The organism is Yersinia sp. KBS0713 (genome assembly GCF_005937895.2).
GTDB lineage: Bacteria > Pseudomonadota > Gammaproteobacteria > Enterobacterales > Enterobacteriaceae > Yersinia > Yersinia bercovieri.
This window is the reverse complement of the sequence record NZ_CP042173.1, coordinates 2213472-2240035: the sequence shown is the minus strand read 5'-3', so window position 1 is coordinate 2240035 and position 26564 is coordinate 2213472. Positions and strand designations below refer to the sequence as shown.

Below are 26564 nucleotides of genomic sequence, written 5' to 3'. Positions count from 1 at the left end.
CACTATGCATAAATTAACTAAGGCGCTGGCAGTGGTTGGGTTAGCGGCCGTTATGTCACATTCAGCTATTGCCGAGAGCATGAAGTTAGGCTTTTTGGTCAAGCAGCCTGAAGAGCCATGGTTCCAGACCGAATGGAAATTCGCTGATAAAGCGGGCAAGGATTTAGGCTTCGAAGTGATAAAAATTGCCGTGCCTGATGGTGAGAAGACGCTGAATGCCATCGACAGTCTGGCGGCCAGTGGCGCGAAAGGCTTCGTTATCTGTACGCCAGACCCGAAATTGGGGCCAGCCATTGAGGCCAAGGCCCGCAGCTATAACCTGAAAGTGATTGCGGTTGACGATCAATTCGTGAATGCCAAAGGTAAGCCGATGGAGAGTGTGCCATTGGTGATGATGGCGGCGACCAAAATTGGTGAGCGTCAGGGCCAGGAGTTGTGGAAAGAGATGAACAATCGTGGCTGGCAGCCGGGGGAAACGGCAGTGATGGCGATCACCTCCGATGAGCTGGACACCGCACGCCGCCGCACCAGTGGCTCCATGGATGCACTGAAAGCGGCGGGCTTCCCAGAGAAACAGATCTATAAAGTTCCCACTAAATCCAATGATATCCCCGGCGCATTCGATGCCGCCAACTCGATGCTCGTGCAGCATCCTGAAGTGAAAAACTGGCTGATCGTCGGCATGAACGACAACACAGTGCTGGGTGGGGTGCGCGCCACTGAAGGTCAGGGCTTTAAAGCGCCGAATGTGATCGGTATTGGTATCAACGGGGTGGATGCGGTTAGCGAACTCTCCAAAGGTCAGGCGACGGGCTTCTATGGCTCCTTGTTACCTAGCCCGGATATCCATGGCTATAAGAGCATCCAGATGCTGCATGACTGGGTGACCAAAGATGTTGAACCGGCGAAATTTACTGAAGTGACTGATGTGGTGCTGATCACCCGCGATAACTTCAAAACCGAGTTAGAGAAAAAGGGCTTGATGTAATTCCGTTAGGCGCTATGGCGCACTGGGGGCAGGCTGCGGCTTGCCCCAATTCACCCCGCCATTCGGAGGGCAGTGCTACCCAACTTTATAAGGAAGCCATCATGTCAGCACTCCATTCTGCGTTACAAGCTGAGCTGGAAGCCGGGCAGTCACCTTATCTGGCTTTTTGTGGCATCGGAAAAAGTTTTCCCGGTGTTCAAGCGCTGGATGATATTAGTTTTACCTGCCAGGCGGGCCAGATCCACGCCCTGATGGGGGAGAATGGGGCGGGAAAATCGACCCTGCTGAAAATTCTCAGTGGTAACTACAGGCCAACGCAGGGCGAAATCCACATCAAAGGCCAGGCGGTTAATTTTACCAATACCACCGAAGCGCTCGACGCGGGGGTCGCCATTATCTATCAGGAGCTGCATTTGGTTCCCGAGATGACAGTGGCAGAGAATATCTATCTAGGCCAATTGCCTACCAAGATGGGCATGGTTGATCGTAAGTTGCTGCGTTATGAATCCAGTTTGCAGCTAGCACATCTGGGGCTGGAGATTGATCCCGACACCCCACTGAAATATCTCTCCATCGGCCAATGGCAGATGGTGGAAATTGCCAAAGCACTGGCGCGCAATGCCAAAATCATCGCTTTCGATGAGCCAACCAGCTCACTCTCTGCCCGTGAAATCGAACAACTGTTTCGGGTGATCCGCGAGTTACGCGCCGAAGGGCGGGTCATTTTGTATGTCTCGCACCGGATGGAGGAGATTTTTGCACTCAGCGATGCGATTACCGTGTTCAAAGATGGCCGCTATGTGCGCACCTTTGATGATATGAGCCAGGTGAATAACGACTCACTGGTGCAGGCGATGGTCGGGCGTAATCTGGGGGATATCTATGGCTATCAACCACGTGAACTCGGCCCTGAGCGCCTAACACTACAAGCGGTAAAAGCCATTGGGGTGAAAACACCTATCACACTGAGTGTGCATCAAGGGGAGATTGTCGGCCTGTTTGGCCTGGTCGGTGCCGGTCGCAGCGAATTACTCAAAGGGGTATTTGGCGGCACCACATTGACCAGCGGACAGATTTTGCTGGATGGTAAACCGCTGAAGATCCGCTCACCGATTGACGCCATCACCGCCGGTATCATGCTCTGCCCTGAAGACCGCAAAGCTGACGGCATCATTCCGGTCCATTCGGTGCAGGACAATATCAATATTAGCGCCCGCCGCAAAACAGTGACCGCAGGCTGCCTGATTAATAACCGCTGGGAGCGGGAGAATGCGGCATTACGCATTGAATCGCTGAATATCAAAACACCCGGCGCCCAACAGCTAATTATGAATCTGTCCGGCGGTAACCAGCAAAAAGCGATATTAGGCCGCTGGCTATCCGAAGATATGAAAGTGATTTTGCTGGATGAGCCGACGCGCGGTATTGACGTCGGAGCTAAACATGAGATCTATAACGTCATTTATCAGCTGGCGAAGCAGGGCATTGCCGTGCTGTTTGCCTCCAGTGATCTGCCAGAAGTGCTCGGCTTGGCGGACCGGATTGTGGTGATGCGTGAAGGGGCTATCTCCGGTGAGTTAGAGCACGGTTATGCCACTGAAGAGCAAGCGTTAAGTTTGGCGATGCTACGTACCCCGAATATTGCTACTGATGCCGCGCCTGCGGTTGCCTGATTGTAAAGGAGTGAACCATGTCCAGCGTTACTTTGAGTTCTGAGAAGAAGAGTCCGGCATCAAATCAGTCACAGCCACCACAGGATGCGCCGATCAAAGGCGGATTCGGCTTATCTCGCATCTGGGATAGCTACGGTATGCTGGTGGTGTTCGCCGTGGTCTTTATTGGTTGCGTGATATTTGTGCCTAACTTTGGCTCCTTCATCAATATGAAAGGGCTGGGGCTGGCTATCTCGATGTCGGGGATGGTGGCGTGTGGCATGTTATTTTGTCTGGCCTCCGGCGATTTTGACTTATCAGTCGCCTCGGTGATTGCCTGCGCCGGTGTCACCACTGCGGTGGTGATCAATATGACCGAAAGCCTGTGGCTGGGGGTGGGGGCGGGTCTGCTACTGGGGGCACTGTGCGGATTGATTAACGGCTTTGTGATTGCCCGCCTGAAGATCAACGCCCTCATCACCACACTGGCCACCATGCAAATTGTCCGTGGTCTGGCCTACATCATCTCTGATGGTAAAGCGGTGGGTATCGAAGACGAACGATTCTTCGCCCTCGGTTACACCAACTGGCTCGGCTTACCCGCGCCAATCTGGATAACCATTGCCTGTCTGGCGCTGTTTGGTTTTCTGCTGAACAAAACCACTTTTGGCCGCAATACCCTGGCGATTGGTGGCAACGAAGATGCCGCCCGGCTGGCGGGTGTTCCGGTGGTGCGCACCAAAATCATTATCTTTGTGTTATCGGGGTTAGTCTCGGCGGCGGCAGGGATTATTTTGGCCTCACGCATGACCAGCGGTCAGCCGATGACCTCGATTGGCTATGAGCTGATTGTGATTTCTGCCTGTGTGCTGGGTGGGGTCTCACTGAAAGGCGGGATTGGTAAAATCTCTTACGTCATCGCCGGTATCCTGATTCTGGGGACCGTGGAAAACGCCATGAACCTGCTAAACATCTCGCCCTTCTCGCAATATGTGGTGCGTGGCTTGATCCTGCTGGCGGCGGTGATCTTCGACCGTTACAAACAGCTGGCTAAACGGACGGTATAAATCGCCTGATGGCAGAAAAATCCATAAAAATTCCATCTGGCTCACACTTCTGTCATCACTATCGGGCGGCGTTAAATCCGTCCGATAAACTGAAATAGGCAGAGTGAATTTGTTGAGCAAAAACCAGCGCAGGACTCCAAGGAGGCTAAATGTACCATCGAATGGTTCAGGAACCGCAACCCAATCCACTGCTACCAGGCTACACCTTTAACGCCTATCTGGTGGCGGGATTAACCCCGATTCTGGCAGATGGACCACTCGATTTCTTTATCGACCGACCGGGTGGCATGAAAGGGTATATTCTCAACCTGACCATCAAGGGGCAGGGTAAAATTTTTGACGGCGAAAATACCTTTTACAGCAACCCCGGTGACTTGCTGCTCTTTCCCCCTAAGGCCGCGCACTATTATGGCCGCTCGCCCAATAGCGACTGTTGGTATCACCGCTGGGTCTACTTCCGGCCACGGGCGTATTGGGCTGACTGGTTGGAGTGGCACAGTAAAACCCATGAAGTCGGGCGCTTATCATTACCAAACAATAACTTGCTGCTGGAGTTTGACCGCCTGTTTGCCAATATCGAACAGACGCAAAAATCGGGCCGACGTTTTGGTGAAGAGCTGGGCATGAATTTGCTCGAGCGCCTGTTGCTCCGGGCAATGGAGGAAGATCCCCTTAGCCCGCAACGTATTATGGACCCACGTGTCATTGAGGCATGTCAGTTTATTACCGGCAATCTGGCCGGTGAGTTGCGCATTGACGAGGTAGCACGGCATGTCTGCCTCTCGCCGTCGCGACTGGCGCACCTGTTCCGCGAGCAGGTGGGGATCAATATCCTGCGCTGGCGTGAAGATCAGCGGGTGATCCGTGCCAAGTTATTACTGCAAACCACGCAAGAGCCGATTGCCACTATTGGTCGGGTGGTGGGGTATGACGATCAACTCTATTTCTCCCGCGTTTTCCGCAAGCGCGTGGGGGTCAGCCCCAGTGATTTCAGGCGTCGCAGCCTTGAAACCAACTACCCGCAACGTAGTTTGCGTCAGCCAGAATGGCGGGATAGTGGCGAGGCCATGGTGCAGGTTTAAGCCCGCCGGTGACGTTAAGCAAAAAATTACCTCTTGTCGCGGGAATCATCATGGTGTCAAATCGGTTAAACGAGTGATATCAAATAATGAAATCTCCTGAGTAAGAGGGAATACCATGGCCGAAAAAATAAAAGTGGGTCTACTGGGCTACGGCTACGCCAGTAAAACCTTCCATGCGCCGCTGATTATGGGCACACCGGGACTAGAACTGGCTGGTGTGTCCAGCAGTGATGCCAGTAAAGTTCACGCCGACTGGCCCGCCATGACCGTGGTGTCAGAGCCACAAGCGCTATTTGATGATCCTGCCATCGACCTGATTGTTATTCCTACCCCCAATGACACCCACTTCCCGCTGGCACAAAAAGCACTGGCCGCGGGCAAACATGTGGTGGTCGATAAGCCGTTTACCGTGACACTGTCACAAGCGAATGAACTGAAACGACAGGCCGATGAGGCCGGTTTACTGCTCTCCGTGTTTCACAATCGCCGCTGGGACAGTGATTTCCTGACGCTAAAAACGTTGCTGGCCGAAGGCGCGCTGGGCAAAGTGGTCTATTTTGAGTCTCATTTTGACCGCTATCGCCCTGAGATCCGCCAACGCTGGCGGGAGCAGGCCGGTGCCGGCAGCGGCATCTGGTACGATTTAGGGCCACATCTACTGGATCAGGCACTGCAACTGTTTGGGCTGCCAGAGACGCTGAATGTCGATTTGGGCATGTTGCGCCCCGGTGCGCAGTCGGTTGACTATTTTCATGCGATTCTCAGCTACCCCGATCAACGGGTGGTACTACATGGCACGGTGCTCGCCGCCGCAGAAACCGCGCGCTATATCGTTCACGGTATGCAGGGTAGCTACATTAAGTTTGGTCTCGACCCACAAGAAGATCGGCTAAAAGCGGGTGAGCGTCTACCGCAGGCTGATTGGGGCTATGATATGCGTGATGGCGTAGTGACACTGTCACATGATGGTATTCTGGCGGAGAAACCACTGCTGACACTGCCGGGTAATTATCCCGCTTATTATGCGGGGGTTCGTGATGCCATTTTGGGCAGCGCGCCGAATCCAGTGCCGGCCAGCGAAGCGATTAAAGTGATGGAGTTGATTGAGCTGGGTATGGCCTCTGATCAACAGAAAAAAGCGCTGCCGGTTTCATCGGCAAACTGAGTTTTGACTCTCGCTGGGCGGCAACATAGCCCAGCGTTTTTGTTTGGGGAATATCTTGGCATGTCATGGCTGCAACGATTAAAGATAGATAAGTTCTTATTAGTGCTGATTTTAGTGGTCATTATCGCGTCAATCTTCCCGTGCGAAGGGGAAGTTAAAGTGTGGTTTGAGCACCTGACCACCGCAGCAATTGCCCTGTTGTTCTTTATGCACGGTGCCAAGTTATCCCGCGCGGCAATAGTCAGCGGCATGGGCCACTGGAAGCTGCATCTGCTGGTGTTCCTCAGTACCTTTGCGCTATTCCCACTGCTCGGTTTGGGCATGAATGTGCTGGTTCCCGGCGTATTAACCCCGACGCTGTATCTCGGCTTCCTCTATCTGTGTGCCTTGCCCGCCACCGTGCAATCCGCCATCGCCTATACCTCGGTGGCGGGGGGTAATGTGGCGGCGGCTATCTGTAGCGCCTCGGCGTCTAGCATCCTTGGCGTGTTCCTGTCACCGATTCTGGTGGGCATGTTGATGCAGACTCAGGGCGGTGATACCGATACTTTGCACGCTATCGGCTCAATCATCATGCAACTGATGGTGCCATTCATTGTCGGCCATCTCTCACGTCCGCTGATTGCCAAATGGGTCGAACGCCATAAAAAACTGGTTAATATCACTGACCGGTCATCGATTTTATTGGTGGTCTACGTGGCCTTTAGCGAGGCAGTGGTTCAGGGGATTTGGCATCAAATTGATGGTTGGTCGCTGTTGGCAATATTGGTCTGTTCGATGGTGCTGCTGACGGTAGTATTGGTGGTCAATACCCTGGCTGCGCGTTGGCTCGGTTTCAATACCGCCGATGAAATTACCATTGTGTTCTGTGGCTCGAAGAAAAGTCTGGCTAATGGTATTCCAATGGCCAATGTGCTGTTCCCGGCCGCTGTGGTGGGAGTTATGGTATTGCCGCTGATGATATTCCATCAGGTTCAATTGATGGTTTGTGCCGTATTGGCGCAGCGTTACGCCAAACGGGTCGCCAGAGAGAGTGCTGAAAAAGAGCAGGCGACAGAGTTGCAGGCCGCAACGAGTCGTGCGGAAACCAAATAGCTAACTCATTGATAACACGCCCGTCCTTCCATGGAATAGCGGCGTGAGATTATTGACAAAATACTCACCGCGGAGAGAACCGACAGATCGTAAAGACGCCGTATTCCCTTTGTAAAAATAAACGTCCCTGTAGGCTCGAACCGCGCCATCCCTGGCGCGTACGCTTTACTCTTCTGCCCGACCTCACCAGCTGAGGTCGAGTGGTTGAGGTTTGTCACTCGTCTGGCGTTTCGTTTCACTCCCGAATTTTATCGCGCAGCGCCTGTTTCTCAGTTTCGCTGATAAAGGCCATGGTCAGGCCATTCTCCTGTGCCTGACGAATCTCTGATGGCGTTAGACCCGCCGCAGGGGCTGCAACATGGTATTCATTGGCAATCTCGATACCTTGAACCGCTGGATCATCGGTATTGATTGATGCAATCACACCGTGGCGCAAGAAGGTCGCCAAAGGATGTGTTGCCAGTGTCGCCACTGTGCTGGTCTGGATGTTAGATGTCAGGCAGGACTCAATACCGATGCGGTGCTCAGCCAGATAATCCATCAGCTTGATATCTTCCACCGCTTTAACACCATGACCGATACGTTCCGCCCCTAACTCACGGATCGCCTGCCAGATGCTCTCTGGACCGGCGGCTTCACCGGCATGGACGGTAATACGCCAACCCGCATCTCGCGCGCAGTTGAAGTGGCTGCGAAACAGGCCACCAGGGAAGCCCAGCTCATCACCGGCCAGATCCAGGGCGGTAATAGCGTCGCGATGGGCTAACAAGCCATCAAGCTCTTGCTGACATGCCTGCTCACCGAAGGTACGGCTTAGAATGCCAATCAGGCGAATATCAATATCAAAATCACGACAGCCGGAGGTGATGCCATCAATCACCGCTTCAACCACCCCGGCAACTGGCAACTGATGCTTCATGGCCATATAAAAGGGCGAGAAGCGCAGCTCGGCATAGTGTAGACCGGCGTTGGCGGCATCTTCGACGTTCTCATAAGCCACACGACGGCAAGCATCAAGCGAGCCTAAAACCGCGACTCCCCAATCCAGTTTTTGCAAAAAACTCACCAGATCAGGTTCCGTTTTGGTGATCTGCACATGAGGGCGCAGGGCGTTGATTTCATCAGCAGGTAGCGACAGGTTAAACTGACGGCCCAAATCCAGAATAGTTTGCGCACGGATATTGCCATCAAGATGGCGATGAATGTCAGTCAGGGGAAGGCGGGGATCAATCATATTGTGCACTCACTTTTATCAGAAGGTGATTCTTGTGGGTAAAGTGCAGAACATTATAAAAACAAATTAATGAAAATATCCAGCACGTTGCATTAAAAGGTGACTAAAGTCACCTTTAGTGATGAATAACAGAGGGCGACACTCATATTTTGCACCACTCATTCACTGAGTGGTGCCTGAAAATAAGATTCATTGTGGTGGAATAGTGACTCTGACCACCTTTAGCGTGCCATTTTTTTCAGCAGCGGTAAAAGCGGCTTTGGCGCGCTTCATGGCTTCTCTCTTACGTTGCAGTATCATAAAATCGAGGTGTTTTGATGGCATATCCTCTTCCTCCTTCACCAATATCTATTTTGATTTCCACGGGAATGTCGAAGTTCTGTTTTTCACATAATCGGTCATAGAACAGTTTTAGTCTTGTATTAACGGCAACAGATAAGTAGACCTGAGGTTTGAACTTATTATAGTGACTGGTAATGATAATATTTAATGCATTTCCTAATCGCATTAGACTTTGATAGTCAAATTTACTGTAATTTGCGGCAGGTAATTCGAAATAGAGTTCATTACGAAAATTTTCTGCCCGATCAAATTTCACTTCATAAGTATTTTCAGGAATTATAAATCCGACGTCGTCATTAGATAAATTAGAGGTTCCTCCACTCTCTAACATGATAACTTCTGAGAAAATAATAATAAAATCATGATCATCAATCGAAAAATCGCGGCGATGAAAATTGAAATGACCATAACTTGCAGTTATAAAATCCATAGTATCTATTCTAGGCACCAATCCTTGTTTCCTATAAATAAATGTGAGTCCTCCAAGAGAGAAGTCACATTTTATATTTATTCAACTGGTGCACAAACAGTTATATCCGACGGAATGCTGCTATTCTCTCTGTAAAAACTGAATGCCACTAATTAGCTTATCCATACCCGCCACCAGCTTACTGCGGGCGCAGCCGACATTGAGCCGCAGGAAGCCACGACCCTCTTCGCCATAGGTGAAACCCGGCATAATGGCGACTTTCTCTCGCTCGATCAGCACTTCCTGCAATTGATGGTCATCAATATTCAGGGGGCGTAAATCTATCCATGCTAAGTAGGTGGCTTGTGGTGGCTGCCAGTTTAAGCTTGGGAACGCGCCATTCAACCGCTGCGCCACATAAGCCAGATTGGCTTGCAGGTAACTGCGCAGTTCGTCTAACCAGGGGGCGGCTTGTTGATAAGCGGCAATATGTGCCACGATAGCCAGTACCGCAGGGGAAGATAAGCCATCACGGCCTTTCAACATCTGGCTATAGGTCTCGCGGGTGTCAGTATCGCTGATCAAACCGTATGCGCCGGTTAAGGCGGGAATATTGAATGTCTTGGAGCCGGAGGTGAGTAAAGCCCAAGGGGTATGGCCCACCTGGCTCCATGGTGTATGTTGCTGATTGCCCCAGGTCATATCCATATGAATTTCATCGCTAATCACTTTCACCTGATGGCGCTCACATAGCTCGGCCATCTGTGCCAGCTCTGCGGGCGACCAGACTTTGCCCGTCGGGTTATGTGGGCTGCACAGCAATAATATTTTGGTCTGCGGCCGTGCCAGCAGCGCTTCGAGATGTGCCATATCACATTGCCACTGGTTATCCACGTTATGTAGCGGGCAACTGAGCAACTGGCGCTGATTACCGAGGATCACTTTATAAAAGGCATCATAAGCTGGGGTGTGAGTGACAACAAAGTCGCCGGGCGCTGACCAGCAGCGAATCAGCTGGGCCACCATATAGATGACCGAGGGGCCGTAGACCGCCATGGAGGTATCAATGTGGCACTGAAAACGCGTTTGATACCAGTGGCGGATCGCGCCGAGAAAATCCTCATGCTGCCAGCGGCTATAGCCCAAAACGCCATGCTCAATGCGCTGATTGAGTGCTTGCAGGATCACCGGCGCGGTGGGGAAATCCATATCTGAAATAGTGAATGGTAGCAGGTCTGCGGCGCCAAAACGGTCAGCAATATAGTCCCACTGGGTGCACCAGGTGCCGTGACGATCGACGGGGGTGGAGAAATCGAACATGAGTATCTCGCTTATGGGATAGAGCCGCGCTATTTAGGGTTGCCGGGTTATCTGCGGCAACCCTAAAAGCCTTGGGTCTATCAGTAGTTAGGTAACCGCACTTTAAGGCGTGGCAAATTGACTATGGCTTATCAGTGAGTCTAATTCATCTTTCACCGATTGCACCTGCGGGCCAATAACGACTTGCAGATTATGGTCATTCAATTGGATAACGCCGATTGCGCGGTTGGCTTTCAATGCCGCTTTATCCACCAAATTCATATCCTTGAGTGACATCCGCAAGCGGGTAATGCAGTTATCCAACGAGACAATATTATCCGCTCCCCCCAGAGCCGTTAAGATAGCAGGGGAGTTGTAGCCGGATTTGCCGGGAATGGTGCTACTGGCGGTTTTTTCGGCATTGAGGCTGGCGGCGGTTTCGTTCTCGCGCCCTGGGGTTTTGATATTGAAGTGCTGAATGGCAAAGCGGAAGATCATATAGTAGGCAACAAACCAGATCCCCGCGACCACCGGCACCCAATACCACTTGGTCGCCGTACCGTGCAGAATACCAAACACCACGAAATCAATGATATTGCCGTCGGTATTGCCAATAGTCACCCCTAGCAGCGCCATGACGGTAAAGCCCAAACCGGTCAGGATCGCATGGATCAGATACAGGAAAGGGGCCACAAACAGGAACAGGAACTCAATCGGTTCGGTGGTGCCGCCAACCACACAGGCCACTACGCCAGAAATTAGCAACCCTTTAATTTTATGACGATTTTCAGGTTTGGCACAGTGGTACATTGCCAGTGCTGCACCCGGCAGACCGCCGAGGAAGGCGGGCATTTTGCCCTGCGACAGGAAGCGCGTTGCACTCTCAGAGAAACCGCTGGTGGTGGGGCAAGAGAGTTGCGCCTGGAAGATGGTCAGCGCGCCACTGACACTATGACCACAAACATCCATGGTGCCGCCTGCTTCAGTGAAACGAATCAGTGCGACCAATATATGGTGTAGGCCGAAGGGCAGCAATAAACGCTCGCCGCTGCCGAAAATCATTGGCCCGAACATGCCGGCACCGTTAATCAATCGGCCCAATCCATTAATACCGGCGGCAAACCAGGGCCAGATCAGCGGGATCAATAAGCCGACCAGCCCCAGCACCACGGTGGTTACGATAGGGACAAAACGGGTACCACCAAAGAAGGCGAGTGCATCAGGCAGGCGAATGGTATTGAAGCGTTCATGGAGTAAGTAAACAATAACCCCGACAATCACCGCACCCAAAATACCGGTGTCGATGGACTGAATACCTAATATATTCTGAATGTTATGGGTTTTCAGTACCAATGAGTCGGTGGTGGGTAACACGCCGCTGGTGGTGAGGTAAAAGTTGGTTGCCAGATTTAGCACCGCAAAGCCAACGAAACCGGAAAATGCCGCCACCCCTTTGTTTTCGCGCGCCATTCCCAATGGGATGGCGATAGCAAACATCACCGGTAAGAAGCTAAAAGCAAATGAACCCACTTTACTCATCCAGGTAAAGAGTAGCTGGAAAGCGGGGTGGCCAATAAACGGCAGTAGGGTGATAACATCTTTACTGCTAAGGGAGCTGCCGATACCCAGCATGATCCCACAGAAGGAGAGCAAGGCGACGGGCAGCATGAAGGTTTTCCCTAAACTTTGGAAAAATTCCCACAGCGTGATTTTTTGTTTTTTTACCGCTGACATAGTGGCTCCTGTTGTTGACACCGCGGATAGTGGCGATGTTTTCGTCTCCCGGTCTGGAGGTAAAATAAGATAAAACGTTTAACCCCGATAATATGAGCGCCAAATCACAATTATCGATCCTGTTTATGTATTAGAGTAAATCATCGGATTAAACGTTTAACTTGGCCTATTCTGCGGTATGACCATTAAAAAAATCACCATTACGGACGTGGCTAAATTGGCCGGGGTTTCAGTGGCGACGGTGTCGTTGGCTATCAGTGGCAAGGGGCGTATCTCTGCGGCAACCGCCGAGCGGGTCAATCAGGCAATCGAACAGCTAGGTTATGTGCGTAATCGTCAGGCGGCGCAACTGCGCGGTGGCGAGTCTGGCGTGATTGGTCTGATTGTGCGCGATATTGGCGATCCTTTTTATGCCGCCATGACCGCCGGTTTGAGTGAGGCGATTGAGGCGGGGGGGAAACTGCTATTTCTGACGCAAAGTGGTCGGGAAGGTCAGGGGTTGTTGCGCTGTTTCGAAACCTTGATTGATCAAGGGGTCGACGGGCTGGTGCTGGGTGGCGGGGCTAAAAGGGAGATGGGGCTACAGGAGCGGGCCGCCGAGCACGATATCCCGTTGATTTGCGCGGCTCGTTCGAATGTACTGGAGGGGGTCGATGTGGTGCGCCCGGACAACATGCAGGCGGCTAAAATGGCGACCGAGTTTCTAATTGATCGCGGCCATCGGCAGATTGCCTATCTGGGGGGCCATTCGCACTCATTAACAAGGGCCGAGCGATTAGGGGGCTTTTGTGCCACTCTGGTGCAGTATGGACTGCCATTTCGCTCCGAATGGGTGGTGGAGTGTGATAGCCAGCAGCAAGCTGCCGCTGACGCAGCAGAAACACTATTGCGCCATCATCCCAATGTGAGTGCCCTTGTTTGCCATCAGGCGTCAGTTGCGCTCGGGGCCTATTTTGGTATTTTGCGCACTGGCAGAACCATTGGCAGTGCCGGGGTGGACAGCTATCTCGATCAGCAAGTGGCATTGATCGGTTTTGGCGATGTGCCGGAAGCGGAACTGACTGAGCCGCCACTCACTTTTATTACCAGTTCCGCCCGAGAGATAGGCTACAGCGCCGGGCAACGGTTGCTCCAGCGTATTGCGGGGGTCGATCTCCAACTGCAAAATGTGATATTACCGCCGATGTTGATCCGCCGAGGATCGGCCTGAAAGTGGTTCGTTGGGGCAATGGTCATTCGGCGAGGCTTAATTAATACGGGAGGGTAAAAAACGGAGCCATCAGGCTCCTGAGGTTGTTGACACACCTATTTTGTCACTCCGAAACTGGCGGGGCGACTGCACCGATGGGCGCTCCGACGGCTCACGCCGTTACGACCCATTCGGCACATTTCCCCGCTTATCATTTGTCAGCAGTCTGAAACGGAGCTATTAGGCCCCGTTTTGTGCACAAACTAAGAGACTTACTGGGCCGGTACCGCTGGCTCAGGTGCTGCTGGCGCTGGAGCATCTGTCGGCTCATCACCACTCTCCTCTTCAGCCGGTGCACCGCCGAACATACCGAACAGGCCAACAAACTCTGGCAGTGACATTTTCTGACCATTCAAATCAACCTGGTTATCAGCAAAGTGAATGCTGCTGCTGATAACATCATCTTTAGTGGTGGTCAGCTTAAACATTTGGCCCATAGCAGCAACGCCTTGAACCTGCTGCTGTGCCAATTTTTGCGCCTCTTCTGGACTGTAGCCTTGCAACTTGGCGGCTTGAGTGGTCAGTTCGATCGCCATTGGCATTGGGATAGTCAGTGTTGCATCGACTTTCTTCACCGACTGCGCTAACAGGGGTTCGCTACCAGCTTTAGCTTGTGACGGATCAGTCAGATCAACACTCAGGGTAAAGGTACTCTCCCCTTTAGCATTTTTCCAGCTCAGCGGTGCAATGCTGAATGTTGGGCTGCCTTTCAGCAGAGCAGGGAGTTTAGCTATCAACATTTCGGCCATCTCTTGCTGATAAGCTTCAGCATCAAGATTCTCACCAGCTTGAACGGCTTTCAGCGCTTGCTGATTGTAGGCGTTAGTGAACTGCTTCAGGCTTTGACCATCCAGACGGTCGAAGGTGAAGGCCAGTTTACCGGCACCAAAATCACTGCCCTGAATTTTAAGGGCATCCAATGTGTAGGTCAGCTTACCGTTCAACTCTTTATCGGTTTCGCCTAATTGGGTATTCAGGTTAAAGCCAACCAGTGTCGCGGTCTCTTTACCATCAAGACTAAAACTGATCTGCTTAATGCCAACTTGCTGGTCACCAATGCTGAGATCAAACTTACCCATCTGGCTATCACTTTTCAGTGTCAGGCCCTGGACGCTAAATTGCTCGATCTGATCCCACTGATTTTTAGTTGAGAAGAGGATATTTTCGCTGTTACCGCTCACCTTCACATTGTGCAAATCACGGGAGACATCAGCATCAAACTGGGCACCAGAGAATTTCACGCTGGTGGTATTTTGCTGATAATCAATGGGAATAAAGGTAATAGCAGAAGAGGTATCACCGCCGTATGAGATGCGTGAATCCGCAGTAAACGGCGATTGACCCTTGGTGACTTCAAACAGTTTTTTCAGCGCCGGGGTATTAGCAAGCTCGGTATGCACCGAAGCCATGCTCGGGAGCAGATTGAATTTCTTCAATTGCGCTAACGGGAATGGGCCGTGATCGATAGTTTCGATAAAGGCGACTTCATCCCCCTCTTTTAACGCTTTTTCGCCCGCGACGCTGCTATCTGCTTGCAACACATAACGAACCTGGCTGGTGAACAGGCCACGCTGGTAATCTTTATACGCGAGTTTCACCCCAGCTTTTGGCAGCAAGGTACGGATCTGTCCGTTGGCGTTGTTAACCAGTTCACCCATACGCTGCTCAATCAGTTTGCCGGTATACCATGAGGCTCCAGTCCATGCTGCGCCAAGTACGACTATGACGCTGACAGCCACTAACGATTTTTTCATTGTTCGGTTCATCCTTTTTCTAATACACCAAGTTCACTGTGTTGATCACGGTAATGAGTTACTCGTTAAATATCACCAAAGATAAATATAGGTCAAACTCACCATGCACAAATATTATTGATACGATAACTATTTAACGCGAGTTCGAAATCTATCTATCGAAACGGCAAAAAGCCAGTTATTGACAACAAAATGAGTGACTTTGTTCACTCTACGTTGTAAACCCGAGCAATGGCGCCTATTCCATGTACAGTTACCGGTGATTCGTTAGCCGGTATAAAGCAGGACTCACCCGGTTGCAGGGTGATCTGCTGTTGCTGTTTTTGCAGTACGGCTTGACCCTGCACACAGAATACAATAGCCGCACTGTTTTGCGCCAACGTCTGAGCTTCAGGGGTTAATGTATGCAGAGAAAAGGCGAAATCTTCAACCGGGATCGGAAAGAGCAACTCGTTACCATGCTGCTGGGGTGTGGTGAGCAGAGTATCCGCCGATTTTGGGATAAATTGCAGATTAGCCATTAACTCAGGGATATCGATAAACTTAGGTGTCAGCCCCGCGCGTAATACGTTATCCGAGTTCGCCATCACCTCCAACGCCACACCCTCCAGATAGGCGTGGGGTGTTTCGGCATACAGAAACATCGCTTCACCAGGCTGTAAAGTGACCACGTTCAGCAGCAGTGGGGAGAACAAACCGCTATCATCAGGGTAGAAGCGCGAAATGCTGCGAATGGTGTCCCATGGCTCACCCAACTGGTTATTTAATGCCGCTTTCAGGATGGCAAGGGCGCGGGTTTTCGGTTCACCAGCCATACTCAGTAAGCTGGCAAAGAGGGTGGCGAGATGCTCAGTATCCGGCTCGCGCAAAAAGGCGGCAATATCAGGGTGGGCGGCTGCCAGCGGCTGGAGCAAGCCCTGAATATCCGCCAACGTGCGGAAACCATTCATGGCCTGAAAAGGTGTCAGGGCATAGACCAACTCAGGCTTATGGTTTGCATCTTTATAATTTCGTTCGGCGGCATCCAGCGGAATTCCGGCCTGATTCTCTTTAGCAAAGCCAATTTCGGCGGCGGCTTTGCTCGGGTGAACCTGGATGGATAACGGTTGAGCCGCACAGAGCACTTTAAACAGGAAGGGCAACTCACCAAAGCGCTTGAACACCTCGCGCCCCAGATTAGCCTCAGGATGTTGCGCGATCACCTCACGCAATGAGTGCCATTGGCCATTGGCATCAGCCACTTCAGAACTGCTCTTGGGGTGTGCGCCCATCCACAGTTCAGCCATGGGTTTGCCCTGCGGATTTACCATGCCATAAAGCTCGGTAAGGGCATCTGTACTGCCCCAGGCATAGTTTTGTACTGCATTCTTCATTTTTTGCATATCGATGATCTGCCGTCTGTTAAGGGCCGCAATTGGGGATAGCCCCATCAACCATACTGTATTAACCCTATTGTAGGGGGATGAGAAGCTGATCAATCCCCGCGCCCAGGGGAAAAATAGTCCCTTAGTAAACAATGGGGGGCAAGGGGTTGCAAGTAGTAATGCTATCCGTCTCGCAGGTTGGCACAATGAATGAGAGAAATAGGAATCAATCGCATAACGGTGGCGATAAATATGCCATGATAGTGCTCATACAGTCCGGGAGGCGGTATGACCGACTTCAACCTTTTCGTTTTACATGCTAAGGAGGTAGTGATGATGACCACTCGTAGTGAAAAAGACTCCATGGGGCCGATCGAGGTGCCAGCAGAGCAGTTGTGGGGCGCACAAACCCAACGCTCGTTAGAACATTTCCGCATTTCGCAAGAGAGAATGCCGACGGCATTGATCCATGCTCTGGCGCTCACCAAACGGGCGGCGGCGAAGGTTAATAGGGCTCTGGGATTGTTACCTGCCGACCGCGCGGAGGCCATTATGCGCGCGGCCGATGAAGTGCTGGCCGACCGCCACGCGAGTGAATTCCCGCTATCTATCTGGCAGACCGGCTCTGGTACCCAGACTAATATGAATATGAATGAGGTGCTGGCTAACCGCGCCAGTGAGCTATTGGGTGGTGAGCGGGGAAATAACCGCCTGGTGCATCCCAATGATGATGTTAATAAAAGTCAAAGTTCAAATGATGTCTTCCCGACGGCAATGCATGTCGCGGCGGTGATAGGATTAAAAGAGAGTCTGCTGCCTGAATTGCAGGTTTTGCACCACACGCTGGCGGAAAAAGCCGCCGCCTATCGCGATATTGTGAAGATTGGCCGTACCCATCTGCAAGATGCCACCCCATTGACACTGGGGCAGGAGATTTCGGGCTGGGTGGCGATGTTATCCCACAGCCGACAGCATATTGAAGCCGTGATCCCCCATCTGTGTGAGCTGGCGCTTGGGGGGACGGCTGTCGGCACCGGCCTGAACACACATCCAGAGTATGCGGTACGTGTTGCCAATGAGATTGCCGCCCTGACACATCAACCCTTTATCACTGCGCCAAATAAATTTGAGTCATTAGCTACTTGTGACGCACTGGTACATGGTCATGGTGCATTGAAAGGGTTGGCGGCGTCGTTGATGAAGATTGCCAATGATGTGCGCTGGTTATCCTCTGGCCCTCGTTGCGGGATCGGTGAAATCTCTATTCCGGAGAATGAACCGGGCAGCTCCATCATGCCGGGTAAAGTGAATCCGACACAATGTGAAGCTATGACCATGCTGTGCGCACAGGTGATGGGGAATGATGTGGCGGTCAATATTGGTGGGGCATCCGGTAATTTTGAGCTGAATGTGTTCCGTCCGCTGGTTATCCATAACTTCCTGCAATCAATTCGCTTACTGGCCGATGGGATGCGTGGCTTTAATCAACACTGTGCCGTGGGTATTGAGCCAAATCGTGATCGCATCACGCAGCTATTAAATGAGTCACTGATGTTAGTCACCGCGCTAAATACCCATATTGGTTATGACCAAGCGGCGGAGATTGCTAAAAAAGCCCATAAAGAGGGGCTAACACTAAAAGCGGCCGCGCTGAAGTTAGGTTATTTGACCCGTGAGCAGTTTGATGAGTGGGTTAAGCCGGAAGAGATGGTGGGTAGCATGAAGTCATCCTCTGCTGAGTGATAGTTAGCAGAGGATCTGTTTTCCGGCGTTTTTTATGTCATCTCTTCTCTTCAATATATAGATGTAATCTCGGCACCAGCAGCCGTAACGGCTTGGCGTCGGGCTTATATTTATGTTTGATGTGGCGTACATCGTAGTCGGTTAACTCACCTAGCTTAGGTAATTCAGCCACTGATTGCGCCTGACAAAATGCAATCAGTGGCATAGGGCAGGGGTGTTGCACCTGTTTTTGCTGCTCCTGATACCAGACGCGGGCAATCGGCTGCACTTTGACGGGCCGCTTAATCTTCAGCTTGGTTTTTTCAGGCAGGCGCTGAATATCATTGATCTCCATACTAATTGACTCAACCCACTGCTCACGGGTAAAGGGCGGAACCGCGCGCCCCGCATTCAGGCTTTTATTTAGCTGCGCCAATATCTCTTCGCGGGTAACACTCTTGATAATATGTTTGTTCGCCCAGCCAAAGCGTACCGAGCTTGGGTTCAGTAGCGGCGTAATGGTGCGATAGCTATTCAGGGTAATCAGACCATGCAAGTGGGTATGCACAAATTCGAAGCGCTGCTCACTGGGTAGCCCGGACTCAATGGTGATGATGCGTTCCAATTCACTCTTTAGCTGATTAATTTCACCAATGGTATGTTGGCATTCAACCAATTGATTATCAGTCACTGAGAAGCAGAGTACACCAGGCAGGCGCAGGGCGGCTTTGCTGCTGGTATTTTGGCCTTGGTGATGAATAAATAGTCGCTGATAATGTTGTAACCCCATCTCTCGGGCTTGATTACCGACAGTCGCGGTGACCGAGATTTGCTCAATAGGTTGATGTTCAGTGCCTTTTTCAATCTCCGGCAGCGAAAAGACCCGCGCGGCAAGCAAAGGTAAATCATTAAGTTGCTGGTGGAGGAGTTGCAGGGCAACCTCTAGTGAGGTAAAGCGACTATTCAATCGTTCTATCAAATCATATTTGTTCATTTTCTTTTCTAATAAAGATGGTTTTAGTTACAACATACATTATATAGCATCAATAAAAAAGGCACACTTTTGACAGCAAAGTGTCATTATTAATTAACGGGAATATGAGCCTTATAGCGAAAGAGCAATCCGCCCTGAGTATCGGTATAGTGTACTTCGATGCACAGTTCTGATTCGTGATACAGCAAGCCGTCCAGCATATGTGTCGCATTATGCGATTGTTATCGTCGACCTTGACACTTACCCCTAATTTTTATTCTCGGAGGATCGAATGACAAAACGAGAAAATCTGATTGCAATCAACGCTGTGGACGCACCGGTTCGAACAAAGCCTTCAAACTACCCCGAACCATTCGCATCACGTATGGTCGGTAGGGAAAAGCGATCACTTGGCGATTTATTTGCGCTTGCGAACTTCGGTGTCAATCTTACACGTCTTGCTCCCAATGCAGTATCCGCTCTTCGTCACGCCCACACTAAACAAGATGAGTTCATCTACATTTTGCAGGGAAGGCCAACGCTTTACACCGATGAAGGACTTACAGAACTTTCCCCCGGCATGTGTGCTGGCTTCAAAGCGGGTAGTGGCAATGGTCACCATCTGGTTAACGAGACATCAGAGGAGGTGGTGTACATCGAAGTCGGTGATAGGACGCCGGGAGATGAAGGTCGCTATCCTGACGACGATCTCCAGGCGGTGGCAGAGAAGGGTAAGTGGAAATTCACCCATAAAGACGGCACACCATACACATAATGGTCATTTCAAACGGATATCCTCATGTTACTTTTTTCAATTCTCAGTGCTGGCTCTGCAGTCATCTCTGACTTCACCGTTCTGCTCATACTGCGCGTGGTAGCAGGTGCCATACACGGTGCCTACTTCAGCATAACATCGGCCAGTCTGCCGACGGTTACTGACGCACGCCAGACCCCGCTGGCCATTGCCCTGATGTTTTCCGGACTGACATTAGCCATGGTACTTGGTGTACCTGCCGGGATGGTGGCCGCTGTACATTACGGCTGGCAGGCCCCGTTTGTCGCAATTGCTATTGTCGCGGCCGCCGGAGCCGCTTTGTTGTGGTTCGTCCTGCCAGCAAAATTTGGTCCCCCTATCGTGACCAGGCACCGGGCGTCAGTGTTCCGTTCCACGCTCAGCAATCCGACATTAATCAGACCATACTGTTTTACCGTGCTGGCATTCGGTGGTGGCTTTGTCTTTTTTTCTTACGCAGAACCCTGGTTGGCTGATGCTGTGGGGTTAGAACCCCGGAAGGTAGTGTTAATTATGGGGGCCGTCGGTCTGGGCTCTCTCGTGGGTAATATTATGGGGGGCATTCTTCCGGGGAAAATAGGGTTGCCAGCAGCATTAACCTTCGCGGTCTTCATCCAGATTGCCGGCCTTTTGGGTGTGTTTTATGCGGTTGGCTCAGCAAATTCATCAATATTTCTTGTGTTGTGGAGCATTGGTGCGTTTGCTACGGCACCGATGGTACAGAGTTGGGCAATCGCTGATGCAGAAACGTCTGATGCACGAGTTTCTGCCAGCCTGAATGTATCAGCCTTCAACCTGGGTATGTCACTCAGTTCTTTTATTGCCACGAGACAGGTTGCGGCAGACGGCATGACCCATCTGCCACTTACTGCCGCATTTCTGGTCATGCTGGCTATACCTTTTGGCCTTTTTCATCGGCGGACACAAGTGTTGCGCTGCCCCCTGTTCTGGAGAAATAAAATGTTTAAATGGACTTACAGTGAAAGTGTTACTACCGAAGCTACACCGGAACAAATCTGGGCAATGTGGCAGGATGCTTCATCATGGCCTTGCTGGGACAGTGAACTTAAATGGGTCAAACTGAACGGTGACTTCACAGAGGGCACTACCGGGAGAATGAAGCCAGCCAGCGGGCCTGAAGTTGATTTTACGCTGAGCCGTGTTGAGTTCCACCGCGCTTTCACCGACGTTGCAAAACTGCCATTGACGAATCTGGTTTTTGATCACGAATATTTTAGCTCGCGGGAAGCCGGTGTTCCTGCGCACATATGTCATTCTGTCACTATGACGGGATGGCTGGCGCCGGTATTTGGTCGTCTGATCGGGAGTAAAATAAAAAATCATTTGCGTGAGGCTATGACAGAGTTGAGTCAACGTGCGCTGACGGGTGATAAAACAGTACGTTAGATATTCCGTAAATACCCAGGTTGTAGGAGAGGATACAAGATGTCAGATAACATAACGGAATTACGGTTTACCCATAATGCGCCGATGGACAGCCGGGGTTTCCGCTGCCTGCAAATGTTCCAGCAGTGGCAGCGACGTATTGACATCATTCTATCCCCCTACAGCCTGACGCAACAAAGCTTCAGTATTCTCGCTATGTGTGGCTGGCTGTCGGAAAAAAACTATCGGGCGACCAAGTGCATTGCCGTCAGACAAAAAGTGTTGGTGGAAATGTCAGGTATACCCAAAATGCAGGTGTCTCTGAACCTACGGCGGCTTGAGCATAATAACTTAATCACTGTTCAGCCTTTCCTGCCAGACAGGCGAGAACGTATCATTGCACTGACTGACTTAGGAATATGTACCCTGAATGACACTCTGATACTGGTCGAAGAAGAAGATCAACGGTTACTGAACGATGTGCATTTTGGCGAATGAATTCCCCATGTCACTGTATTTTCTCTAATCCTGTCATACATAATTATAAAACGCTCTCCCGCAGGCAGCCCATAGCCTGAACGTCTGGTCAACTCAAAAACTACCGAACCTGAGTTAGGGGCTTCTCTGGCCTCGACTGTGGCATAACATGGGCAAATGTCCATTTCCCTATTGAGTAATTTGAAAAGGGTTTCTTTCGCTGAAAAAAGAATGGTTGCGGCATAAACCTGTTGTTCGGGCGGAAGGCACCTCAGCCATTTTTGCTCTGCTTCTGTCGCCACTTTACTGAGCACAGCCTGTAATGAAACCGGTACTAAAGGCGGTTCCATATCCACACCAAAAAGTAAGTCGTCTGGTCCCTCCAGAAGTAATACATTTTCACGAGAGTGAGACAGCGCTCCATTTCTGCCTTTAGGAAATGCTGGAGCTCCGGACGCTGACTTCCCTAAAGGGATATTCTGACAAAATGCCAGCATCATAAGGCTGCGGCCAGCCCAGAATTCAGCCTGACGCTTCTTTGTCGCTGTTCCCAACTTCGCGTCGTGTAATGCTTTTCGTATTAAGGCGTTTTGGGTTGGAAAAAACGTAGTCTCGTAGCGTGCGTGCCACAGTCTTATCGTTGGTGAAAGCGTGGTCTGACTGATGTTTATCAGTATCGACTCTTCAGGTTCCTGAATTGGCCGCCACTGTTGTTGCTGTATGACGTCAGGACCGTTTTGCATGTGAAATTACATACTCCGAGTGAGAGGCTGTTGGGGAAGTTTTAACTTTGCAGCAAAAATAGGCTTAACGTAGGATATTTTCCGTTTCCCAGGGCGACCCCATTATAAGCAGGATACAGATGACACCGCAATTTGCTCAGTGAGGGTTTTGATTAAAGTGAGTTTTATCGCGGAGAATAACCAGCCACTAAAGACTAAATGATCTAATAAATGACATTTAGCCTTTAGTGATTAATCAAATATTAGGCCAGTGCTTTGGCTTTAAGCTGCATATATTCACTTTCAGTGATCGTACCTTCATCCCACAGTTTTTTGGCGTCAGCAATCTGTTCTGCCGGTGATTTACCCGCAACCTGGCGGATATAATCATTGGTCTCAGAGACAGATTTTTGTACGGTGGCACGATAGCGCTGCGCCATGCCTTTACCGCGAGTGATCAGATAGATAAGTGAGGTCAGTAGTGGGATAAACAGCAAGAAGATAATCCAAACCGCCTTATAAAAACCATTTAGCTCATGATCTCTGAAGAGATCCGAAATAACCTGAAACAGGATCAGTAAATAGGCAATAAAAAAGAAGATTGAAAAAGTGGTCGCCAGAATATCCCAAAGCGTAAGAAAGTGACTGGTCATATGCTCTCCTGAAATGACGTAAATTAAGTAACTCAGTATGGTAAAAAAATCACTAACTACATTATATACTTAATTTATATTTCAACCGTTTTTATTGAAAATTAATTTTTCGCCGCTTCAGGCAATTGGCGTAGCCGCTGACCCACATATAGCGCCAGTAATAACATGGTGGCGATAAATGTGACAACGCCACTCCAGCCTAAATTAAGCCAGAAAATCCCGCCTAAGGTGCCCGCGACACTCGAACCGGCATAATAACAAAATAGATAGAGTGAAGATGCCTGTGCTTTCGCTCGGCGCGCACGACGGCCTATCCAGCTACTGGCCACCGAGTGAGCGGCAAAAAAGCCCGCAGTAAATACCATCATGCCGATAAAAATGGTGATCACTGGCGGAAAACTGGTGATCAGCACCCCAATCAGCATCATACCAATTGATGCCAATAATATCGGCCCACGGCCATAGCGGCTGGTTAATGCCCCGGCTTTTGGCGAGCTATAGGAGCCAGTCAGATAAACTATCGATAATAAGCCCACCACCGCCTGGCTGAGATAGTAGGGCTGAGCCAGTAAGCGGTAGCCAATATAATTAAATAGGGTGACAAAACTGCCCATAATGAGAAAACCCTCGGCAAACAGGAGCGGCAAGCCGGGATCACGCCAGTGCAGTTTAAAATTGATGACCAATGTTCTCGGCCGTAACGAAGTGGGGCGGAAGTGTTTCGATGCCGGAAGAATGCGCCAGAACATGCAGGCGGCGGCTAACGCAAATAAGCCAATCATCGCCAGCGCGATTCGCCATGAAAAGAAGTCGCTGAGTACCCCGGTGACCAGACGACCACTCATCCCACCAATGGAGTTGCCGCTGATATATAGCCCCATGGAGAGGGCAACAAAACTCGGGTGAATCTCCTCACTGAGGTAGGTCATCGCCACCGCCGCCACGCCGCTAAGGGAGAGACCAATCAAGGCCCGCATCAACAAAATACCGTGCCAACTGGTCATCAATGAGCAAATAAGGGTACAGATCGCCGCCAACATCAACGCCACTACCATCACTGATTTACGCCCGACCGCATCCGAAAGAGGGCCGGTAAACATCAGGCCAAAGGCCAACATGCCGGTGGCGGCCGAGAGGGATAAGCTACTGCCCGCCGGTGAGATATTGAAGTCCTGCGACAGCAACGGCAGGATCGGCTGTACACAGTAGAGTAGGGCAAAGGTCGCTAATCCGGCGGAAAAGAAAGCCAGTGTAACGCGGATAAACTCTGGTGTACCACGTTGAATATAGGGGCGTTTCGATAAGCGAGCCACCTTGGGAGCGGGGGCTGAAGCGGTGCTATCATCATTGGCTGCGGGCGCTGGCGCTGGGGTCGCCGTGGTGCGCGTAGAGGTGGTCACGGTATTTCCTTTTCATTAATACAATCAAAGACAATTTCTTGCCAAAAGCCCATTTTCGCCAGAAAACAGTGGTGTTAACTACTTCAGACTGTTGACAACCTCCGATGGCGCGATCTGGAACGGAGGGATGGGTAGAAGAGTAAAGCGTCCGCGCCAGGGATGGCGCGGCTCGAGCCTCCAGGGATGGATTTACGGCGTCTTTACGATCTACCTGTTCCCTCCGCAACCAGTACTTTGTCAATAACCTCCAGTGGCGTTAGCCACTTAACGGCTCAATAACGGGATGATAGAAATAGCTGAGTTTTTTGTCTAATATATTAATTATTCGAAATAAGACTTTAAACATATCAATGGAACTCAATGAGTATTGAACTCAGGCACTTACGTTACTTCATTGCGGTGGCCGAAGAGCTGCACTTTGGCCGGGCAGCGGAGCGGTTGCGTATCTCTCAGCCACCGCTCAGTCAGCAAATTCAAATTCTGGAGGAGCAAATTGGTGCGCGATTGTTCGCCCGCAACAACCGCAATGTCAGTCTGACCCAAGCGGGCGCCCTGTTTTTAAAGGAGTCTTATCAAATTCTGGCGCAGGTAAACTCGGCATCAGAAAAGGCGGCGCGTCTACATCGTGGCGAGTCCGGCGAGCTGACCATCGGATTTACCTCATCAGCACCATTTATTAGCACGGTATCTAAAAATTTGCGGGCATTTCGCCAATTGCACCCGCAAGTTCACATTAAGATGCAGGAGGTCAACACCAAGCAGCAAATTGAGCCGCTACTGGATGGGCGGCTTGATATTGGTGTGATGCGCAATACACGGCTGCCAGATGCGCTGCAATATCGGTTGTTGCTGCGTGAACCGCTGGTTGCGGTAGTCCACGAAGAGCACCCGCTAGCCACATTACCCCATGGCAGTGTCAAATTCAGCTCGCTAGCTGAGCAGCCGTTTGTCTTCTTTTCGCGCGAGGTGGGGACGGCGCTGTATGATGAGATCCTCACGTTATTAGCTCGCGCCGGTATCACGCCCTATATTACCCAGGAAGTTGGCGAGGCGATGACGATTGTCGGCCTGGTCTCTTCTGGTTTGGGGGTATCAATTCTGCCGGCTTCATTTACCCGGATAAAAGTGGATGGGGTGAAATACTTGCCGTTGGCGGAAGCGAGTGCCACCACCGAGGTGTGGCTGGTCAATCATAAGCATCGACCAGTTACCGCCCCAGCCGAGGCCTTGATTCGCCTGATGGTGGCGGATATTCAACCGTAGGCCATAGATCATGGGCCACGATTGAGATGATTATTGACAGCCGTATTCAACCGTCCTTAACGTCGTAACGATGCTGATCCATGCGGATCGGCAGAGTACCGCGCAGTGTAAAAAAACCGAACAAAAGGGGTTTTGTGGTCATTGCGGATGATTTCAATCAACGTAAGGAAACGAGCTGTGAAAGAGTTAGTCCTGCACTGCCGAGATAGCTATATCTTTAAGGAAAAGACTCCGATAGGAACAGAGTTAACCATCAGTTGTCATGGTGAATTTGATTTTCACAACAATATATTTATATCGAAGGTGGCGATTATCGGCAATCGGTTTCGTCGTGCGGGGGATCTAGCGAACTTTATTAGAAGTGCCCCGGTGGCGAATATCCGGCGTATACATTTGGCATTTTGCCATTCGGCAGATTTTTATCTAGGGTCTATAGCGGCAGAGTTGTCACGTATAATTGCCAACACTTATGTCGTTGGCTATGCCGGTTCGGTTACAACAGGATTTTTGCAAGAAGATGCGAATGATCTGTTTTCGAAACATGGACACGGGCCAGAATATAACAGAGACCTCAATGAGTACTTTCGCGTATTTAAACACGATGAGCCGCAGAACAATACGTTTGATGTCCAATACCACAAGATTGAATTTCTTAATGGCAGCATTAAAAGCCAGACCAACCAGATAGTCACTGAATACAGTCATATTTATCGCGCCAATTCAAAATATCACCAGCTTTGA

24 protein-coding genes and 2 pseudogenes are annotated in these 26564 nt (G+C 50.7%); 14 read left to right on the top strand and 12 right to left on the bottom strand.

Annotated elements, in window-relative coordinates:
* Positions 1-4: 4 nt before the first annotated feature.
* From FFE93_RS10455 to FFE93_RS10430, 6 genes are all read left to right on the top strand, one after another.
* Positions 5-988, top strand: coding sequence for an arabinose ABC transporter substrate-binding protein (locus FFE93_RS10455; protein ID WP_004715863.1), 984 nt, complete (start codon positions 5-7; stop codon positions 986-988).
* 101 nt (positions 989-1089) lie between these two features.
* Positions 1090-2661: an L-arabinose ABC transporter ATP-binding protein AraG gene (gene araG, locus FFE93_RS10450; RefSeq protein ID WP_057646639.1), complete on the top strand. Its 1572-nt coding sequence runs from the start codon at positions 1090-1092 to the stop codon at positions 2659-2661.
* 17 nt (positions 2662-2678) lie between these two features.
* The gene (gene araH, locus FFE93_RS10445) at positions 2679-3707 is read left to right on the top strand and encodes an L-arabinose ABC transporter permease AraH (protein WP_005277649.1); all 1029 of its coding nucleotides are present in this window, start codon (positions 2679-2681) and stop codon (positions 3705-3707) included.
* Between the two features lie 149 nt (positions 3708-3856).
* Positions 3857-4789 carry an arabinose operon transcriptional regulator AraC gene (araC, locus tag FFE93_RS10440; protein WP_032898596.1) on the top strand — a complete coding sequence of 311 codons (933 nt, stop codon included), beginning with the start codon at positions 3857-3859 and terminating at the stop codon, positions 4787-4789.
* A 115-nt stretch (positions 4790-4904) separates the two neighbouring features.
* Entirely contained in the window at positions 4905-5954 is a 1050-nt protein-coding gene (locus FFE93_RS10435; RefSeq protein ID WP_005277645.1) for an oxidoreductase, read from the top strand.
* 60 nt (positions 5955-6014) lie between these two features.
* Positions 6015-7049 carry a bile acid:sodium symporter family protein gene (locus FFE93_RS10430; RefSeq protein WP_049600401.1) on the top strand — a complete coding sequence of 345 codons (1035 nt, stop codon included), beginning with the start codon at positions 6015-6017 and terminating at the stop codon, positions 7047-7049.
* A 235-nt stretch (positions 7050-7284) separates the two neighbouring features.
* On the opposite strand, the gene add is transcribed toward FFE93_RS10430, so the two are convergent.
* The 5 genes from add to malX all read right to left on the bottom strand — a co-directional run bounded on the left by add (position 7285) and on the right by malX (position 12067).
* Positions 7285-8283: an adenosine deaminase gene (gene add / locus FFE93_RS10425; RefSeq protein ID WP_138775109.1), complete on the bottom strand. Its 999-nt coding sequence runs from the start codon at positions 8281-8283 to the stop codon at positions 7285-7287.
* Between the two features lie 189 nt (positions 8284-8472).
* The gene (locus tag FFE93_RS21720) at positions 8473-8607 is read right to left on the bottom strand and encodes a hypothetical protein (protein WP_257210077.1); all 135 of its coding nucleotides are present in this window, start codon (positions 8605-8607) and stop codon (positions 8473-8475) included.
* On the bottom strand, positions 8567-9055 hold the full coding sequence (locus FFE93_RS10420; RefSeq protein WP_005277638.1) for a hypothetical protein: 489 nt from the start codon (positions 9053-9055) through the stop codon (positions 8567-8569). The genes FFE93_RS21720 and FFE93_RS10420 overlap by 41 nt, the downstream gene beginning before the upstream one ends.
* Before the next feature lie 120 nt (positions 9056-9175).
* Entirely contained in the window at positions 9176-10354 is a 1179-nt protein-coding gene (locus FFE93_RS10415; protein ID WP_138775108.1) for a MalY/PatB family protein, read from the bottom strand.
* A gap of 102 nt (positions 10355-10456) precedes the next feature.
* Positions 10457-12067, bottom strand: a complete 1611-nt coding sequence (gene malX / locus FFE93_RS10410) for a maltose/glucose-specific PTS transporter subunit IIBC (protein ID WP_049600394.1) — start codon at positions 12065-12067, stop codon at positions 10457-10459.
* Between the two features lie 178 nt (positions 12068-12245).
* Between malX and malI the strand changes: the two genes are divergently transcribed.
* A complete protein-coding gene (malI, locus tag FFE93_RS10405) occupies positions 12246-13277 on the top strand; it encodes a Mal regulon transcriptional regulator MalI (protein ID WP_005277633.1) in 1032 nt (343 codons plus the stop codon).
* Between the two features lie 251 nt (positions 13278-13528).
* On the opposite strand, the gene FFE93_RS10395 is transcribed toward malI, so the two are convergent.
* A complete protein-coding gene (locus FFE93_RS10395) occupies positions 13529-15070 on the bottom strand; it encodes a YdgA family protein (RefSeq protein ID WP_049600391.1) in 1542 nt (513 codons plus the stop codon).
* A 206-nt stretch (positions 15071-15276) separates the two neighbouring features.
* Positions 15277-16452, bottom strand: a complete 1176-nt coding sequence (gene manA, locus FFE93_RS10390; protein WP_032898902.1) for a mannose-6-phosphate isomerase — start codon at positions 16450-16452, stop codon at positions 15277-15279.
* A 315-nt stretch (positions 16453-16767) separates the two neighbouring features.
* Here manA and fumC point away from each other — a divergent pair, with 315 nt between their 5' ends.
* A complete protein-coding gene (gene fumC, locus FFE93_RS10385; RefSeq protein ID WP_032898903.1) occupies positions 16768-18177 on the top strand; it encodes a class II fumarate hydratase in 1410 nt (469 codons plus the stop codon).
* 37 nt (positions 18178-18214) lie between these two features.
* Here fumC and tus read toward each other — a convergent pair whose 3' ends face one another.
* Both tus and FFE93_RS21940 read right to left on the bottom strand, forming a co-directional pair.
* Positions 18215-19150, bottom strand: coding sequence for a DNA replication terminus site-binding protein (gene tus / locus FFE93_RS10380; protein ID WP_005279012.1), 936 nt, complete (start codon positions 19148-19150; stop codon positions 18215-18217).
* A gap of 131 nt (positions 19151-19281) precedes the next feature.
* Positions 19282-19362, bottom strand: a pseudogene (locus FFE93_RS21940) (Tn3 family transposase); the annotation flags it as partial.
* A 59-nt stretch (positions 19363-19421) separates the two neighbouring features.
* Between FFE93_RS21940 and FFE93_RS10370 the strand changes: the two are divergent.
* From FFE93_RS10370 to FFE93_RS10360, 3 genes are read left to right on the top strand one after another with little or no spacing between them, the layout of a single operon-like run.
* Positions 19422-19904: a cupin domain-containing protein gene (locus tag FFE93_RS10370; protein ID WP_138775106.1), complete on the top strand. Its 483-nt coding sequence runs from the start codon at positions 19422-19424 to the stop codon at positions 19902-19904.
* 24 nt (positions 19905-19928) lie between these two features.
* Entirely contained in the window at positions 19929-21329 is a 1401-nt protein-coding gene (locus FFE93_RS10365) for an MFS transporter (protein ID WP_145528840.1), read from the top strand.
* Positions 21330-21368: 39 nt separating this feature from the next.
* A complete protein-coding gene (locus FFE93_RS10360; protein ID WP_049600385.1) occupies positions 21369-21806 on the top strand; it encodes a MarR family winged helix-turn-helix transcriptional regulator in 438 nt (145 codons plus the stop codon).
* Here the strand turns inward: FFE93_RS10360 and FFE93_RS10355 are convergent.
* The 3 genes from FFE93_RS10355 to FFE93_RS10345 form a co-directional block, all read right to left on the bottom strand.
* Positions 21770-22528, bottom strand: coding sequence for a 4'-phosphopantetheinyl transferase (locus FFE93_RS10355; RefSeq protein WP_138774682.1), 759 nt, complete (start codon positions 22526-22528; stop codon positions 21770-21772). The two genes, FFE93_RS10360 and FFE93_RS10355, sit on opposite strands and share 37 nt — an antisense overlap.
* Before the next feature lie 242 nt (positions 22529-22770).
* The gene (locus tag FFE93_RS10350) at positions 22771-23160 is read right to left on the bottom strand and encodes a PLDc N-terminal domain-containing protein (protein ID WP_005279020.1); all 390 of its coding nucleotides are present in this window, start codon (positions 23158-23160) and stop codon (positions 22771-22773) included.
* 101 nt (positions 23161-23261) lie between these two features.
* Positions 23262-24560 (bottom strand): MFS transporter, encoded by a 1299-nt coding sequence (locus tag FFE93_RS10345; protein WP_138775102.1) that lies wholly within the window; start codon positions 24558-24560, stop codon positions 23262-23264.
* A gap of 182 nt (positions 24561-24742) precedes the next feature.
* Between FFE93_RS10345 and FFE93_RS21855 the strand changes: the two are divergent.
* The 3 genes and pseudogenes from FFE93_RS21855 to FFE93_RS10335 form a co-directional block, all read left to right on the top strand.
* Positions 24743-24808 (top strand): annotated as a pseudogene (locus FFE93_RS21855) (gluconate 5-dehydrogenase); the annotation flags it as partial.
* 112 nt (positions 24809-24920) lie between these two features.
* A complete protein-coding gene (locus tag FFE93_RS10340) occupies positions 24921-25823 on the top strand; it encodes a LysR family transcriptional regulator (protein ID WP_049600374.1) in 903 nt (300 codons plus the stop codon).
* Positions 25824-26000: 177 nt separating this feature from the next.
* Complete coding sequence (locus FFE93_RS10335) at positions 26001-26564, top strand: hypothetical protein (protein ID WP_138775101.1); 564 nt, start codon at positions 26001-26003, stop codon at positions 26562-26564.

Excerpts from the sequence above, each read along its gene's own strand:
- FFE93_RS10455 (WP_004715863.1), top strand. The coding sequence starts at position 5 with ATGCATAAATTAACTAAGGCGCTGGCAGTGGTTGGGTTAGCGGCCGTT.
- araG (WP_057646639.1), top strand. The coding sequence starts at position 1,090 with ATGTCAGCACTCCATTCTGCGTTACAAGCTGAGCTGGAAGCCGGGCAG.
- araH (WP_005277649.1), top strand. The coding sequence starts at position 2,679 with ATGTCCAGCGTTACTTTGAGTTCTGAGAAGAAGAGTCCGGCATCAAAT.
- araC (WP_032898596.1), top strand. The coding sequence starts at position 3,857 with ATGTACCATCGAATGGTTCAGGAACCGCAACCCAATCCACTGCTACCA.
- FFE93_RS10435 (WP_005277645.1), top strand. The coding sequence starts at position 4,905 with ATGGCCGAAAAAATAAAAGTGGGTCTACTGGGCTACGGCTACGCCAGT.
- FFE93_RS10430 (WP_049600401.1), top strand. The coding sequence starts at position 6,015 with ATGTCATGGCTGCAACGATTAAAGATAGATAAGTTCTTATTAGTGCTG.
- add (WP_138775109.1), bottom strand. The coding sequence starts at position 8,283 with ATGATTGATCCCCGCCTTCCCCTGACTGACATTCATCGCCATCTTGAT.
- FFE93_RS21720 (WP_257210077.1), bottom strand. The coding sequence starts at position 8,607 with ATGCCATCAAAACACCTCGATTTTATGATACTGCAACGTAAGAGAGAA.
- FFE93_RS10420 (WP_005277638.1), bottom strand. The coding sequence starts at position 9,055 with ATGGATTTTATAACTGCAAGTTATGGTCATTTCAATTTTCATCGCCGC.
- FFE93_RS10415 (WP_138775108.1), bottom strand. The coding sequence starts at position 10,354 with ATGTTCGATTTCTCCACCCCCGTCGATCGTCACGGCACCTGGTGCACC.
- malX (WP_049600394.1), bottom strand. The coding sequence starts at position 12,067 with ATGTCAGCGGTAAAAAAACAAAAAATCACGCTGTGGGAATTTTTCCAA.
- malI (WP_005277633.1), top strand. The coding sequence starts at position 12,246 with ATGACCATTAAAAAAATCACCATTACGGACGTGGCTAAATTGGCCGGG.
- FFE93_RS10395 (WP_049600391.1), bottom strand. The coding sequence starts at position 15,070 with ATGAAAAAATCGTTAGTGGCTGTCAGCGTCATAGTCGTACTTGGCGCA.
- manA (WP_032898902.1), bottom strand. The coding sequence starts at position 16,452 with ATGCAAAAAATGAAGAATGCAGTACAAAACTATGCCTGGGGCAGTACA.
- fumC (WP_032898903.1), top strand. The coding sequence starts at position 16,768 with ATGATGACCACTCGTAGTGAAAAAGACTCCATGGGGCCGATCGAGGTG.
- tus (WP_005279012.1), bottom strand. The coding sequence starts at position 19,150 with ATGAACAAATATGATTTGATAGAACGATTGAATAGTCGCTTTACCTCA.
- FFE93_RS10370 (WP_138775106.1), top strand. The coding sequence starts at position 19,422 with ATGACAAAACGAGAAAATCTGATTGCAATCAACGCTGTGGACGCACCG.
- FFE93_RS10365 (WP_145528840.1), top strand. The coding sequence starts at position 19,929 with ATGTTACTTTTTTCAATTCTCAGTGCTGGCTCTGCAGTCATCTCTGAC.
- FFE93_RS10360 (WP_049600385.1), top strand. The coding sequence starts at position 21,369 with ATGTCAGATAACATAACGGAATTACGGTTTACCCATAATGCGCCGATG.
- FFE93_RS10355 (WP_138774682.1), bottom strand. The coding sequence starts at position 22,528 with ATGCAAAACGGTCCTGACGTCATACAGCAACAACAGTGGCGGCCAATT.
- FFE93_RS10350 (WP_005279020.1), bottom strand. The coding sequence starts at position 23,160 with ATGACCAGTCACTTTCTTACGCTTTGGGATATTCTGGCGACCACTTTT.
- FFE93_RS10340 (WP_049600374.1), top strand. The coding sequence starts at position 24,921 with ATGAGTATTGAACTCAGGCACTTACGTTACTTCATTGCGGTGGCCGAA.